At 41.3% G+C, this 16,455-nt stretch carries 8 protein-coding genes; 2 read left to right on the top strand and 6 right to left on the bottom strand.

The window, feature by feature from the left end; all coding sequences use genetic code 11:
* From AACT52_RS23150 to AACT52_RS23135, 4 genes are all read right to left on the bottom strand, one after another.
* Nucleotides 1-1,449, bottom strand: coding sequence for a protein kinase domain-containing protein (locus AACT52_RS23150; protein WP_073627310.1), 1,449 nt, complete (start codon nucleotides 1,447-1,449; stop codon nucleotides 1-3).
* Between the two features lie 621 nt (nucleotides 1,450-2,070).
* Nucleotides 2,071-2,496 (bottom strand): universal stress protein, encoded by a 426-nt coding sequence (locus tag AACT52_RS23145; RefSeq protein WP_073627308.1) that lies wholly within the window; start codon nucleotides 2,494-2,496, stop codon nucleotides 2,071-2,073.
* A gap of 179 nt (nucleotides 2,497-2,675) precedes the next feature.
* Nucleotides 2,676-3,977: a histidinol dehydrogenase gene (hisD, locus tag AACT52_RS23140; protein ID WP_073627306.1), complete on the bottom strand. Its 1,302-nt coding sequence runs from the start codon at nucleotides 3,975-3,977 to the stop codon at nucleotides 2,676-2,678.
* 161 nt (nucleotides 3,978-4,138) lie between these two features.
* Nucleotides 4,139-4,288: a hypothetical protein gene (locus tag AACT52_RS23135; RefSeq protein WP_158054494.1), complete on the bottom strand. Its 150-nt coding sequence runs from the start codon at nucleotides 4,286-4,288 to the stop codon at nucleotides 4,139-4,141.
* A gap of 1,274 nt (nucleotides 4,289-5,562) precedes the next feature.
* Here AACT52_RS23135 and AACT52_RS23130 point away from each other — a divergent pair.
* Together AACT52_RS23130 and AACT52_RS23125 are read left to right on the top strand one after the other, a co-directional pair.
* Nucleotides 5,563-7,323, top strand: coding sequence for a cellulase family glycosylhydrolase (locus tag AACT52_RS23130; protein WP_073627304.1), 1,761 nt, complete (start codon nucleotides 5,563-5,565; stop codon nucleotides 7,321-7,323).
* A 317-nt stretch (nucleotides 7,324-7,640) separates the two neighbouring features.
* The gene (locus AACT52_RS23125) at nucleotides 7,641-13,337 is read left to right on the top strand and encodes a trifunctional serine/threonine-protein kinase/ATP-binding protein/sensor histidine kinase (RefSeq protein WP_073627302.1); all 5,697 of its coding nucleotides are present in this window, start codon (nucleotides 7,641-7,643) and stop codon (nucleotides 13,335-13,337) included.
* A 48-nt stretch (nucleotides 13,338-13,385) separates the two neighbouring features.
* Here AACT52_RS23125 and AACT52_RS23120 read toward each other — a convergent pair whose 3' ends face one another.
* Complete coding sequence (locus tag AACT52_RS23120; protein WP_073627300.1) at nucleotides 13,386-14,963, bottom strand: NAD(P)-binding domain-containing protein; 1,578 nt, start codon at nucleotides 14,961-14,963, stop codon at nucleotides 13,386-13,388.
* Between the two features lie 130 nt (nucleotides 14,964-15,093).
* On the bottom strand, nucleotides 15,094-15,807 hold the full coding sequence (locus AACT52_RS23115) for a hypothetical protein (protein ID WP_073627298.1): 714 nt from the start codon (nucleotides 15,805-15,807) through the stop codon (nucleotides 15,094-15,096).
* Between the last annotated feature and the right edge of the window lie 648 nt (nucleotides 15,808-16,455).

Below are 16,455 nucleotides of genomic sequence, written 5' to 3'. Positions count from 1 at the left end.
TTATTTTTTAAAATATCTCCGGTCGTAACGGTTTTGATATTCTGAAATATATTCAACATTCCGCCGTTCTAAATCAGATAACACGTTGCGCTGATCAAATTCCATTGGTGAATAAATTGGACGATACCACGGCTGTAAATTAAAGTATTTTTGTAACCCAGGAGTGTTAAAACGGCGACCGTAACGTGCAAAAATTGAATTTCGCATAATATCAAGCTCAAAACCGCTTTTCCCCTCTAAATCTTCATCTGTTACCAATCTTTGAGAAAGCCAAGAGTAATCATTTGCAGATAAAACTGATGGCGTCAATGGGCTAGGAACAGATTGATGATCTGGAGTTTCTATAGCTTGGGGTGTGACAGATGGTAGCTGAACCGAAGGTGAAACCGTTTTTTGTGCAACTGGTTGAGAAGATTTTGTTAACACTAAACCAATAATTGTTGACGCACCAATCAAACCGCCCGCAGCAATTATACTGCCTATCAGGATTCCTTTGTCCTTACTGTCTTGAGACGAAGGTATCTGGGAAGATTCTCGAGTTATGGAAATGGTGTTTTGAGTTTTTGCGGTGGGTGCTGCAGCAATCCTAGGTCGTTGAGAAGGCGGTTGTGTCGGTAAAATTGTGTTTGCTATCTCCTGCAAAGCTTGCAACATTTCTCTAGCACTGGCAAACCTATCCCGTGGATGGTAAGCAATTGCTTTGTCAATGATAAATATCATCGTTGGGCTAACATTTAAGGCATGAGAACGCCAGATAATTTCTCCAGTGTGTGGATCTGTTTCCAGTTCTTGCGGGTGTTTCCCTGTCAGCAGATAAATGACCGTAATTCCTAAACTATATAAATCACTTACATAAACTGGTCTACCCATTGCTTGCTCGCTGGGCATATAACCTGGCGTTCCAATGATAATTGAGCTAGCGAGACTCCCTTTGGAATTAATCACCGTGCCCATTGTTTCCCGTACAGCACCAAAATCAATCAGTACAGGCTTTCCATCTCGATGACGCAAAATAATGTTATCTGGCTTGACATCACGGTGGACTATGTGGTTTGAGTGTATGTACTCCAGTACGGGTAATAAAGTTAGCAATAGTTCCCGAACTGCACTTTCACTCAAGACTCCCTGCTGTTTGACTTTGGCTGTCAGCGTATCGCCTTCAATATACTCTTGAACTAAATAGAATTGCTCATTTAACTGGAAATAAGCATATAAAGCTGGTATTTGACCACTGCTTCCACCTAATTCTTCTAATATCGCAGCTTCGCGTTGAAACCTCTCTTGCACCAGTTGGTAAATCTCGGGCTTATTGTGAATCGGTTTAAGTTGTTTAATCACACAACGACGAAGCGATGGCATTTGGGTATCTTCTGCTAAGAAAGTTTCACCAAATCCACCACTCCCCAGAGTACGAAGAATTCGATAGCGGTTGTTTAAAAGTAATGTCATAAACTATCGCTGATTTCTGGAATGGGCAAATATTGCTAGGGTAGATTGTGCCCATCCATACAGACTTTAACCTTTTACCCACTTTTTCGCGTTGCTCCCGGTTAATCTGACCTAAAACACCGGATCAACCTTGGCATTGGGTAAAGTCCGAAGTTATACTCCAAAAACTGCGAAAGCTGATGTACGCTGTTTTAGTTTGAAATGCTGTGTAAACGGTGCGATGACACAGAGCGATCGCCCTCGGGCAACCACTTAAACTTTATAAATCCTTAATTTCTTAATTTATAAATTTATTTAATAAACGCTTCGGTGCAACTTTATTTTGTTCCCCCCCTTTCTCAAGGGGGGTTAGGGGGCATCTTCACGTGATGTAAGCCAGATTTTAGATCTCCCAACAGAGTTAAAAAGGAGGCTTAAGAAAAAGTCGCACACGGCGTTTTAATAAAAGTAAAAATACTTTAAGCCATACAGCAACTGCAAGGTTTGTGACCTCGCAATTACAAGCCTCAACTTATGGTACAAAGATTGTTAATTTTGTTCCCGCAACGTGCCTACAGAGCGTGCAATCATAATGAGTTAATTTTAAAATCCCCCTAAGGGATGATTCTTTCCCTACCTATTTCATCCCGGCTTAACAACCAATACAGAACAATTGGCTTCTTCCACCACTTGAGAACTCACGGAACCCTGAACAATTCGCTTCATACCAGTTAAGCCGCGACTACCGATCATAATTAAATTAGCTTTGTAAATATTGGCAAGGCGAATAATTTCTTCTGCTGGATCGCCAGTAACAATTTCTATATCGCTTTCAACTGGCAAGATTGTCTGGTAGGATTGCAATTGTTTTTCAATATGGAAATAAGAAAATGTTGGTGACTCGCTTTGAGGACGGTCTGCTGGTAGTTCCATCTCGGACTCTGATGTAGGAAACACATGGCAGAGAATGACTTTGCTATCTTTTGGCAGCACCAATTCTTGTAAAGCCTGAATGACTCTGTCTGCAAGTTCGGAATCATCCAGAGCAACCAAAATAGTCTTTAGCACCAATGTCGTCTCCACAAGAGTAGACCTTTTAGATACGTAACGGCAGAAGGAGATTAATGGCTACACCAACCTGCCCAATTTCAGGACATAAGTTTGTATAGCCTTAAAGTTTCATTTGTAACCCATAGGCTCAGTTTTGCCAAATGTCTCAGGAAAAAATTAATAATTCAAATTCAAATTTACTCTTCCTTTTGCACTCGGCGTCTGACAGAATCAGCGTGAGAAGGTAAGCCTTCAGCTGTTGCTAGCACATCAATTGCACCCGCCACCTTTTCTAGTGCGGTTTGGGAGTATTGAATGATACTTGAATGTTTCATAAAAGTTTCGACTCCCAAGGCTGAGGCATAGCGAGCAGCACCAGAAGTTGGTAGGGTGTGGTTAGGTCCAGCTAAATAATCTCCTACGGCTTCTGGTGTAGAATACCCTAAGAAAATGGCACCCGCATTCCGAATGAGTGGTAGTAGCTCCCAGGGGTCTTCTACTTCCAACTCTAAATGTTCGGGGGCAAATTCATTTGAGAGTTGGGCTGCTGCTTCCAAGGATTCGACAATCACTATCAAACCATAGTGAGCGATCGCCTTTTCTGTCAGCAAGCGCCTAGGGTGATCTATAAGCTGTCTTTCCACCGCCACTTGTACGTTCTTTGCCAATGCTGTATCCGTGGTCAGCAAAACTGCTGCTGCCATTGGGTCATGTTCGGCTTGCGCCAACAAGTCAGCAGCAACGTGTACGGGATTTGCGGTTTCATCGGCAATAATCAGCACTTCGCTTGGTCCAGCTAAGGAATCAATGCCTACGGTGCCATAGACGAGTTTTTTCGCCAAAGTTACATAAATATTACCTGGACCTGTGATCACATCAACTTTAGGAATCGTTTCTGTACCATAGGCTAAAGCGGCGATCGCCTGTGCGCCTCCGACGCGATAAATTTCTTGCACTCCAGCTTCTTGTGCTGCGACCAGCACGGCTGGGTTAATTGCTTTGTCTGCTCCTGGTGGTGTCACCATCACCACGTGCGGTACACCAGCTACCTTTGCCGGAATTGCATTCATCAATACCGTGCTTGGATAGGCGGCGCGACCACCCGGCACATATAACCCTGCTCGGTCTACTGGTGTATACCGTTTGCCTAAAACGACCTCATCATCGCCAAATTGTACCCAACTTTTGGGAATTCGTTGGCGGTGAAATGTATCAATTTGGCGGCAAGCCAGCCTGATTGCCTGGAGCAATTCCTTTGATACCTGTTGGTATGCTGCATCCAGTTCTGAGCCTGTCACGCGCAGTTCTTCTGGCTTGAGGGTTTGCTTATCGAATTCGGCTGTGTAATGCAGTACAGCTTTATCGCCTTGGCGCTTCACTGTCTGCAACACTTCCCGCACTGTTGCTTCTTTGTGGAGCACCTGTTCATCATGGGTGCGATCGCAGATCCGTTGTAGTTCTGCTCTAACGTCTGCCTGCTGAGTAATGATTCGCAGCATGGAGTAAGGACAATGCCAACTTGAGAAAATTCCTGCCTTGAGAATGAGTTTTGCTCCTTCCCCAAAGGGGTGCAAAGCTAACCCTAACTCTCTTCTCTAGCTTAACCTGGATTTTTTTGATACTTCCACGGTTTTCAGCACATGGTTTGTGTCAAAGGCAACTAAATTGCGAGATTTTGACTTACCTTTTGGCTCTCCCTGGTAGCAGGAGACCCAAACTGGCTATCACCAGAAAACAGGCGTGCTACTTCCCGATATCCTCTCGCTCCAGAACCCAAACTTTCCTGGAGGTCAGCTGTATGTTTTTTCATCTAGTCCCCCTTTTGAGTCTGGGTCGGATATAAGTATAATTTTTGCCTATTTTTTTACTTTACTTACTAACATATATACAGAAGCGATGTGGCTATTTGCTAGATTTTAACTCTTGAGCTTCACCTGTTTGCACAACTGTTGTCTATAGCAATACATTCCTCTTTTGGAAAGAACTACATCACCAGTGTTCAGTGATCAGTTATCTAATTATTCCCTTAACTAAAAGTTAAGAAATTTCAATAAGTATTTTTCATTGATAACTGATTTCGTGAAGAACTTATAGGATAGTATTTTATCTTAGCATATTTTTAGAGGTTATAACAAGGTTAAGCAACCTAGTTTCTCAGAATCCCATTAACACGACATACGAAACTTTGGATACATGATTGCTGGTTGTAGCGCACTGCACTTACGGGCGGTGGCACGTATGCGCAGGCAGACATTCTCGGCACGCAGCGTGTCTCAAAGGGGCCCAGTGCCTGCCTGGGGTGCGATGGCACAAAGTGCGCGCAGTCATGCGATCGCGCATTTCAAACAAGACTTTATACCCTCCAAGGGTGCGGCTATACAAACAAAGCCATCGTGCGTGGGCTTCAAGCTTCTTACCTGTAGGGTTGGGTAAAAACGAGCGAAAAATCTGCCGAGCCAGAGGAAAAATCGCCCTCCTGTAGGGTTGGGTCAAAACGAGCGAAAAATCTGCCGAGCCAGAGGAAAAATCGCCCTAGGAAAGATTGTGATTTTTGTATACCAGTACTTTCGGGGCATCTTACGTCAAGGTCGTGGACTTCTTACCAGTTAACTGGTAATGAGGCACCGCAGTTTTTCAGTACGCGCGATGAAACGGTATTTTTGCAAAAACGGAATGCTCCCTACCATCTATCTATGTTAACTGGCTTTGATGGCTCCACCTTTTTGACTCCTACACTGGGAAACGTTTTTACTCTAGGTCTAAGTGCAACTTGGTGTCAGTCTGCCAATCAATAAAACCGTCTTCCTTAACGGAAGAATTACTGCATTAAAAGCGATGCTATCATTTTCATCCATGAGCTATTTTCAAATAAGTTTTTGAAACTTTTGTAGGTCAATTAGCATCGTTCTCGACCATGGTGATTTCTACAGCAATTATTCTTCTAATAGTCATACTATTTGCGTTGATAGCTCGGTGATTAAGTCACTCGTATGAATTTTAATTTTATTTATCGAGATGATAATACACACATAAGAGAGTTGCTTTATTGAAGAAGAAGTCAACCGTGAGTAAGGAAACTATAGTATGCGATACATCCATAAAAAGAAACGAAAAAAATTAAAGTTTTCTAACCAATTCTTTATATTTTCAGTAGTTATAGTCGTATTTATTATGGGTATCGTGGCGATGCCTGCACGTAGCCAGGTAAATGTGGTCGATGCTGAAATGACAATGGAATTACCACTTTCAACCCGTGGCGCAAAAATTCTCGATGCCAAAGGTCAGCAAGTTTTACTTAGAGGCGTGAACTGGTTTGGTATCGAAACAGAAACGCACGTACCTCACGGCTTGTGGAAGCGAGATTATAAAGAGATACTGGGGCAGATTAAGAGCTTGGGATACAACCTGATTCGCTTGCCTTATTCTCTGGAAGCACTACGTTCGCCTAATGTTAACGGTATTGACTTCAGTATTGGTAGTAACAAAGAACTTGAGGGGAAAACCCCAATACAAGTCATGGACTTAATCATTCAGGAAGCACAACGTCAGGGGTTACTCGTTCTACTCGATAACCACCGTTTAAGCGATCGCCGCATTTCTGAATTGTGGTATGAAGACGGCTTCACAGAAGCAGACTGGATTGATAGCTGGAAAATGTTAGCCTATAGGTACAAGAATCAAACGAACGTTATTGGTGCAGATCTAAAAAATGAACCCCACGGAAAAGCGGGCTGGGGTACTAACGATTTAGCCACAGACTGGCGACTAGCAGCAGAACGGGCTGGTAATGCTATTCTTGATGTTAATCCTAACTGGCTAATTGTTGTGGAAGGGGTAGAAAAGAACGTTCCTACACAAAAGCTACCCAAGCATTGGCAGGGTGGCAATTTAGAAGGAGTAAAGCGCTACCCAATACGTTTATCTCGTCGCAACAAGCTTGTCTATTCACCTCACGAGTATGGTCCTAGAGTTGCGGATCAGCCTTGGTTTTGGGAGCGAAAATTTCCCAAAAATCTTATTGCTCGCTGGCAAATAGGATTTCACTATATTTCTAGTCAAAATATTGCGCCCATTTTTATTGGTGAGTTTGGTGGACGGGAAGTAGATACAAATTCTAAAGAAGGAATTTGGCAAAACGAATTTGTCAAATATATCAAACAGAAAAAATTGAGCTTTGCCTACTGGAGCTGGAATCCTAACAGTGCTGATACAGGTGGTATCTTATTAGATGATTGGCTAAGTATTGATATTCCTAAGCAGCAACTACTATCGCAACTGCTGCCAGTAAATTTTTCTCAAGTAGCACCCGTGCAAACGAGTGGAGGAGTAGGGCAAGTAGGGGAAGTCAGGGGAGAAATCAATTCAAAATTCAAAATTCAAAATTCAAAATTAGGAGTCTCTTCCTCATCTCCCTCACTCCCTCACTCCCTCACTCCCTCATCCCCCTTATCTCCCTCACTCCCTCACTCCCTCACTCCCTCATCTTCCCCATCTCCCTCATCTCCCTCATCTGGTTCCCGTATCTCTTCCTCTTCTTCCCAACTGACAGTCACTTCTGATATTTATACAAATTGGCAAACGGGATTTTGTGTCAGCTTCAAAATTATGAATCAGAGCAATGCTAAGGTTAACGATTGGCTGATGACATTTAGTATGAAACAAGCTGCTATTAATAACTCTTGGAACGGTAACTTTAAACCACAGGGGGGGACGCAGTATGTTGTCACGCCTCTAGACTGGGGAAGAGTGGTTGAGCCAAATCAAGTACGCGACTTTGGTTTTTGTGCCAATAAACTTGGTTCAGACTACCAGCCCACCCAAGTAAGAGTCAACAGTCAAAGGTGAAAACAGTGAAGTACCTCACCGCATGGCGGACTCTTGAATTCCGCGAAATCAGTTAAAGTTTTTCAACGTCCTCTTAAGGTACATACCTCTGAAACTAAGGAACGTGACGCACCACGTTCCTTAGCGCCTCGAAACTGGGTAATGGCAACCTCAACCTATTACTGTTGCAGATGCTGTCGAAGTTAGCTTAACCTGATCACCAACTACAGAAGTGTTATTTAACTACTGACATACCTTAGGTGTGCGTGTTATCACTCACAATCGGCGAATAATAATCTTAAATAAGGTTATTAATGACGTAGGGATATAAGGCAGCAATGCTGAAACTGGCTGGTTATCAAATTATTGGGCAAATTTATGCAAGCGGTAAAACTTTGGTATACCGAGGAATAAGAGAACAAGACCAAAAACCAGTTGTCATTAAAGTCCTACGGCGTAAGTATCCTAGCTTTCAAGAACTGTCACAACTGCGCAATCAATATACGATTGCCAAAAACCTCGAATTACAAAGCATCATCACACCTTATAGTCTGGAACCCTACCAAAACAGCTATGCCTTAGTTATGGAAGATTTTGCTGGGATCTCTCTCAAGGATTACATGAATCATATAGAGTCGCCAAAATGCCTGCCTCTACAACAATTTCTCCACATCGCTATTCAAATCACCTCTACCTTACATGAGTTGTATCGTAACCGTGTCATTCACAAACACATCAAACCTGCGAACATCCTAATTAATCCCACAACTCTTGAAATCAAACTTATTGACTTCGGTATTGCCTCTCTTGTGCCGAAAGAAATTCAAATTCTTACCAATCCGAACGTTTTAGAAGGCACACTGGCTTACATTTCTCCTGAACAAACAGGAAGGATGAACCGAGGTATCGACTACCGCACTGACTTTTATTCTCTTGGTGTCACATTCTTTGAACTTCTCACCGGACAGTTGCCCTTCACCACAACTGACCCAATGGAGTTAGTTTACTGCCATATTGCCAAACAACCACCAAATGCAAGCAGTATGAATCCCAGCCTTCCCTCAGTTGTGTCTGACATCATCAACTTACTCATGGCAAAAAACCCTGAAGACCGTTATCAGAGTGCCCAAGGAATAAAGTATGACTTAGAAGTGTGCCTGCAACAGTGGCAAGAAACAGGAAAAATTCTACCCTTTGAGTTAAAAAAACAGGATATTTCCCACCGTTTCTTAATTTCTCAAAAACTTTATGGTCGCAAATATGAAGTTGAAACCCTACTTGCTGCTTTTAAGCAAGTGACAAGCAGCGGGACAACTGAAATGATACTAGTATCTGGTGTGCCTGGTGTGGGCAAGACAGCAGTGGTCAACGAAGTCCACAAAGCGATGGCACAAAGTGCCCGCTCCGCGATTGGCTTTGCCACTGCCCCTTGGGCAATCGCGCGACAGCGTAGTTACTTTATCCAAGGAAAATTTGACCAGTTGCAACGCGACATTCCCTTATCAGGATTCATCCAAGCTTTTGAGGACTTAATCGGGCAACTGCTCAGTGAAACTGATGCCCAAATTCAACAGTGGAAAGCCAAGATTTTATCAGCATTAGGTGAACAAGCTCAAGTCATTATTGATGTTATTCCCAAACTTGAACTTATTATTGGCAAACAACCAAACGTTGCTGAACTCTCTGGCACCGCTGCCCAAAATCGTTTCAATTTTTTATTCAAAAGATTTCTCAAAGTATTCACAGCTGTTGAGCATCCCTTGGTTATCTTTCTGGATGACTTGCAATGGGCAGATGCAGCTTCTTTAAATTTTATTCAATTATTAATGAGTCAAAACAATGTTAGCATCAAAAATCTTACATTGTCTTCTCACCATTTAGCAGAAACGAAGAGCGATAGCGGAAATCAGGGTGGGTTACTACTTATTGGTGCTTATCGGAATAATGAAGTTTCAAGAACACATTCGCTATCTCTGGTTCTAAATGAAATTGAAAAAACAAAAGTAATCATAAATACTATTAGCATAGAAGCTTTAAACCAAGCTGATTCAAACCGTCTCATTGCTGATACCCTCCGTTGCCCAGAAGCGGTTGCTATTCCTCTTAACCAAATGGTATTTGCTAAAACCAAAGGCAACCCCTTTTTTACTCGTGAGTTCCTTAAATATTTACATGAAGAAGGACTCATTCAATTTAACTTTGATGTTGGTCATTGGCAGTGTGACATTGCTAAGGTAAAGGCATTAGCTTTAACAGATGATGTAGTAGACTTAATGGCAATTCAAATAGAGAAATTGCCAAAACATACTCAAGAAGCATTAAAACTTGCTGCCTGTATTGGTAACTCTTTTGATTTAAAGAATCTAAGTATTGTGCATCAAAACTCTGTGGTAGATACAGCAGCTAACTTATGGACTGCGTTAGTTGAAGGGCTAGTTTTACAAGAAATTGACAATGAAAAATTATTTATAAATATCTCTAGTAAAGAACCTAAAAAAATACCAAATTTTAATTCAACATTACCCCAATACAAATTTGTACATGACCGAGTACAACAAGCCGCTTATTCTCTGATACCTGAATCACAAAAACAGTCAATTCACCTAAAAATTGGAAAACTGCTGTTAAGTCATACTCCAGTTGAAGAACGGGAAGAAAAGATTTTTGATTTGGTTAATCAGTTCAACATGGCAGTGGAATTAATCACTGATCAAAGTGAGTGCGATGAACTAGCAACGATGAATTTGATTGCTGGACGTAGAGCTTTGGCATCAACAGCTTATGCAACGGCAGCTAAATATTTAACAACTGGCATTCAATTTCTCTCTAGTGATAGTTGGGAGACGAACTATAACCTAACGTTAGCTTTGTATGAAAAAGCAGCAGAGGCGGCGTACCTAGTTGGCGACTTTGAGCAGACAGAGAAATTAGCAGAGGTGGTGTTGGCAAGTGCAAAAACACTGCTGGAAAAAGTAAAAGTTTATGAAGTCAAAATTCAAGCTTATGGGGCGCACAACAAAGCACTAGAAGCGGTCAATACAGCACTAAGCCTTTTGAAGCAACTGGGTTTAGATTTTCCTAAAAATCTCAGTCAGTCGTATATTCAAAGTGAACTGGAGAAAACAGCTTCAAATCTGACTAGTAAGCAAATTCAAAATTTAATTAACCTGCCAGAGATGACGGAAGAGCAATCGCTAGCAGCTATGCGTATCCTATCTAGCGCAATTGTTTTCGCCTATCAAGCTGTTCCTGAACTATATTTGCTGTTTGTACTTAAACAAATCGATTTATCGCTAAAAGGTGGAAATGCTCCCTTATCTGCCTTTGGATACGTTAGTTATGGAGTAATGCTGTGCGGGTTAATAGGAGACATCGAGTCTGGATATCAATTTGGCAAACTGGCGGAAAATCTTTTGTCTAGGTTTGAGACGAAAGAAGTCTCTGTGAAGGTTCTAGAGACATTTAATCAACTTGTGAGACCTTGGAAGGAGCATATCAAGGAAACATTAAAGCCTCTCGTAGAAGTTTACTCTGTTGGTCTGGAAACGGGAGATTTAGAATTTGCAGCGTACGCTCTTTATGCTTACTCCTATACTGCATATTTTATGGGTGAAGAACTTACAAAGCTCAAACAAGAGATGGCGAACAACTGCAATGCCATACAGCAAATTAAGCAGGAAAGGGTTTTTCATTGGAATGAGATCTATCGGCAAATGGTTTTAAACTTGCTAGGGGTTGTGGAAAATCCCTATCATTTAAGCGATGAATCCTATGACGAGGAGAAAATGCTGGGGATTCACCTTGAAGCTAATGATAGAATTGGGCTTTTGTCTTTATATTTTAGCAAGTTACATTTGTGTTACCTATTTCAGGCATTCCCTCAAGCAGTTGAAAACGCAATCCTGGGAGAAAAGTATTTAGAAGGAGGGATAGGACAGCTAGTGACTCCAATGTTCCATTTTTACGATTCACTAGCAAGGTTGGCGCTGTATTTTGAGGAAGATCAGCCAGAGCAAGAACACATTCTGTATAAGGTACAAGCCAATCAGGAAAAGATGCAGAAATGGGCGCATTACGCCCCGATGAATTTTTTGCACAAATATTATTTGGTAGAGGCAGAGCGACATCGAGTTGTGGGTAACAATGTAGAGGCAATGGAATTGTACGATCGCGCCATTACCCTAGCCAAAGAACACGAGTACATCAATGAAGAAGCTCTTGCTAACGAACTTGCTGCTAAGTTTTATCTAGAATGGGGCAAACCGAAGATTGCTCAAACCTACCTTACTGATGCCTACAACGGCTACGTTCACTGGGGAGCATCAGCCAAAGTTGAGGACTTGGAAAAACGCTATCCTCAATTACTTGCCCCTATTGTCGAGCGAGAACAAGCTACCCCTCATCCCAGTGAGAATAGCACCCCTGACAATAGCGCATCTTCATCTATTAATAGCACCAACGAAACTGTCATTGGCTGTAGTACGAGCATTTCAGAATCTCTAGATTTGGCATCTGCAATCAAAGCCTCTCAAGCACTATCTGGGGAAATTCAGCTTGAGCAACTGCTTTCCACCTTAATGCAAGTTGTGATGGAAAACGCCGGAGCCTCTAAGTGCGCTCTGATTTTGACGCTAGACGAGAATTTACACCTAGCTGTTACCGCCGCTAGTTCCGGTTTATATAGTACGCCCACTTGCACAGCGTTGGCATCAATTCCCCTAGAGTCAAGCGAAGATGTTCCGATAACTTTGATTAACTACATCAAGCGCACGCAGGAAATCTTAGTAATCGATGATCTAAAGGATAAACCCGTTCTAGCAGCCGATAGTTACATTGTTCGTCAGCAACCCAAGAGCCTGTTGTGTATCCCAATTCTCAATCAAGGCAAATTGCTCGGCATTCTTTACCTAGAAAATAATCTCACGACGGCAGCATTTACACGCGATCGCATAGAACTCCTCAAACTCATTACCACCCAAGCGGCAATTTCTCTAGAAAATGCAATGCTTTACCAAAATTTAGCACAGGCAAATGAACGCTTGGAAGAATACAGCCGTACTCTAGAGGCAAAAGTTGACCAAAGAACGCAGGAACTCAAGGAAAAAAATCAACGTTTGAAGCAAGCCCTAGAAGAATTGCAAAACACCCAAATCCAATTAATTCAAAGTGAAAAAATGTCGAGTTTGGGGCAAATGGTAGCGGGAATTGCTCATGAAATCAATAACCCTATTAACTTTATTCATGGCAATGCCATTCATGCTTATCAATATGTAAACGACTTGCTAGATTTGGTCGCTGTTTATCAGCAGGAATACCCCAATCCCTCTCCTCAAGTGCAGGAAAAAGCTTTTGAAATTGACTTGGATTTCCTGCTAATAGACCTGCCAAAGCTTTTGGATTCCATGAACGTCGGAACCACGCGTGTTCGGAATATTATTCTGGGCTTACGCAACTTCTCTCATTTTGAACAAGCTGAAATGAAGCCTGTAGATATTCATGAGGGAATCGAGAATACCTTGATGATTTTGCAGCATCGACTCAAAAGCAAGGACAAGTGCTTTGAGATTGAAATCATCAAAGAATACGGAAAATTGCCTAAAATTACTTGTTATGCTGGTCAAATGAATCAGGTGTTCATGAATATCCTAAGTAATGCAATTGATGCACTCCAAGAGTCATTTATTAATAGTCATACCCTGCCGAAAGCCGCCCAAAAAGCGTCTACGTCATTTATAGAAAATAAAGGACAAAGGAAGGACAAAGCACATATTCGCATTCGCACTGAACTAGCAGACTCCAATACAGTGAGGATTCGGATTGCTGATAACGGTTCTGGGATGACTCAGGAAGTGCGGCAAAAAATCTTTGACCCATTTTTTACCACTAAGCCGATAGGAAGTGGTACGGGGTTGGGGTTATCTATTAGCTATCAAATTGTGGTGGACAAACACAAGGGACAGTTGATTTGTGATTCTACTCCAGCAAAGGGGACTGAGTTTATTATTGAAATACCGATGCAACAGCAATCAGGTTAGTAAACCCTGTAATAGAAAGCGTTACCTATCGCAAAGCACACCCAACAACTAGCTTACTGGTATTATAGATAGCTGCCTATTAAGCTGATTACGCAAGAATTCTAGCAATGGCTTAATATGCACATCCTCCTTCCATTCCGCTGCTAGATCCTCGATGATATGGTGCTCGCAAATTAGCCTATCGCCACAAAAGCGACGAATAATCGGATGGATGAAGGCACTATGTGAGGCGTTGTCAGCGTTATCTCGGTGGATGCGCTCAATTGCGAAAGGATCAGGCATTTTGTCAGCATCGTACCCAAACTCTAACGTCACTATGTAGTAGTGAGTATGCTCACCTAACTCACTGTCATGTACATAGTCCGTTGGTAATTCCTGATAGTAGCGAGCCTGTTTGCCCTCATTTGAAATGACAATCAGATCGCACAGAAAACCTGTTTGCTGCCATAACCCTGAGCTTTGATTCACCCGTTTAAGAATTACCTCCGTTAAATTAGAAGGAGTGGGAGCTATTAACTGATAGGGTAACTCCTGATTGTAGTACTTACACTTTAAGATATGGTGCAGTGCCTGAATATTGTAACGAAAGCCGTGGATGAAGCCAGATTGCTTCTTCTTATAATCCCGAACATGCATTAGTACCCCGACAAAATACAAGCCCTTGACGTTAGTTGATTCCCATTCACTAGTTTGAGCTGGAAAGCGGTTGTTGATAGCTAGCTCAGGTTTACATGATTCGTCAAAGATAGAATTGTCAAAGCGGAATCCAGTACATACGATTACGCGGTCATAAACCAGGTCTTCTTGTTCTTCATAGGCGTGCGTGTAGGAAAAAGATACCAGATATTTACCGTCTTGACGCTCTATTTTGTTAATGGTTGTATCCAAAACTCCGTTCTGTGACTTTAGCTGGTAAGTATCGAGAAAATTATTATTAACTGCTCGCAGATTTCCTACATACTTAGTCTTCCATGCCATAGATATAGGAGTTGGACTGGCTATGTGGAGCAGTGCTGCTGTCCCAATTAAATTATCAGCGGTTTCAAACCCTGAATTACCTTTGCCGATAATCAACACCCTTTGATTGGTAAAGTCTTCTGGATCTATAGATACATCTGTGTAATTTTCTGCTAATTCGATTCCGGGAATTGGTGGGATATAGGGTTTGGAAAAACCCGTAGCAATGATGAGACGTGCTGTGGAGTAAACATTGTCATTGCTATCTATTACCATGAATTTGTCTTTTTTGGCAATTCTGACAACTTTGCAATTATATTTAACTTTTAAATGAAACTGGTCAGCAAAATCGTTGAGATATCTAACTAGGTCTTCTGAATGTGGGAAATACTCTCTGCTGTAATTCTTAAACCGCATTTCTTCACTATCACTTAGCAGAGAGTTCCAATCCCATCTAAGGTTGATTTCTGGGTCATCGTAACCTGTATAAACTTTGTTAATTGAAATTAATCTCTTATGTCGAGGAAATTTCTTGAAGAAAGTTCCAGGAGTATCGCCTGCTTCTAATATCAGGTAACTACGATTGGCTTTTTCCAGAAAATAGCCAAGCTGAAGTCCTGCTGGACCAGCACCAATAATCAAGTATTCAAATTCTGGCGTTAGGTTCATTTTTTCACTTCTCGAACATCAATCAATTGAACTAGATATTGTCAATCTGCCAGAGATAACAAAGTATCTAGAAGCAAGTGATTTAGCACTTCTACAATTCCAGGAACACAAAAATCTACAGTAATTTTCTTTATGAGGCTTTCAACGGTTGAACGATAGGATGCTTTTCTGCATACGCCCTCATCTCATTCGTGGCTTCCGTGAAAACTTCAAATACTTTCTCAACCACCTCAAAAGCTTTAGCTCTTTGCTCGTGCGTCAGTTGTATGCTTTCAAGCAATTTTTCTATATCATCAGTTCCTGTAGTATGACCAGTTTCCACACAAAAATGGTCCTCTCCAAAATAGCGGTACTTTTGCCTAGTAATTTGTTCGAGTTCCTGCGCTACTTGTGCAGTCACAGCTAACGCAACATTTCCTGTTGCCTCTATCGCCTCAATTGCTGCTACTACTACAATAGGTTCTGAGCGGAACGTATATAGTGCAATTTGATGGCACACTTGGCGTGTTTTATAAGTTTCTTCACCCCAATAAAACCTCATAGCATCACTGAACTTCATTAAATGGTTCAACCCTAGTTTCTCTAGGTCTTCTAGAAACCACACCCAGTGATGGTCATCTTCATAAGTATGTCTGTTAATTAGTTTCTGAATCGGTTCATCAGTTGGCTCTTTTCGGAAGTCAAATCTATTCAGCTGTCCAAAACCGATTGCAAAAGGAGCGACACAGGGTGCCCAAGCTAGCCTTTGCCTTGGGTCTATACTTTTATCTTGCATAAATTTGAAGAATGGCAACTGGGCAAATTCTTGCTTTCTTTTTTCAATCAACGCAAGGACTTCTTTCATTTTCGGGAACCCACACTTAATAATTGAATTTGTGGACAAAATTGGCTGTTACACCACTGTTAAAAAACTGAGACAATCAAACCAACTTATGTAGTTTTGAAATCAACTACATAGTGTTGACATAAGATTTTATGCCTGTCTTTGTAGTGTAGAAAACAATTTTTATTTTTTCAGAGTTTATTATTAGTGATGATTATTGCCTCTTGTAATAAAAAAACGTATCCGTAAATATTTGGATTTATAAATATTGACTAAAAGAAAAAAGACATAGTTACTTTAACTACTAAACAATGCACAGAGAGTAGGACACCTTTTAGCCCGTTTATTGGGGATATCTTAGTAATTGACAGTATAAAACAGAGGAACAGCTTATTACTTTGATGTACTCAGCCTTACATCAAATTTCCAAGGTTTTATATACCAATGATAGTAATGAAAGATATAGCTGTTAAGTTTTGATTAATTTATTGTAAAAAAAATGTTAAATTTCTTCATATATTGAAGTATTCTCTAAAACCATAACTTTTCAGTATGTTTACTGAAAAGTTATGGTTTCCTGACAATTGTTACGTCATAGAATATCTTCCTTGCCTCGTTTGGGACAAATCACCCACTACCTAACCGCATTTTCCCTTGCAAAGGAAATGC

This window comes from Scytonema sp. HK-05 (genome assembly GCF_963872035.1).
Classification (GTDB): Bacteria; Cyanobacteriota; Cyanobacteriia; order Cyanobacteriales; family Nostocaceae; genus Kalymmatonema.
The sequence above is the reverse complement of the archived record's forward strand: the minus strand, read 5'-3'. Positions and strand labels throughout refer to the sequence as shown.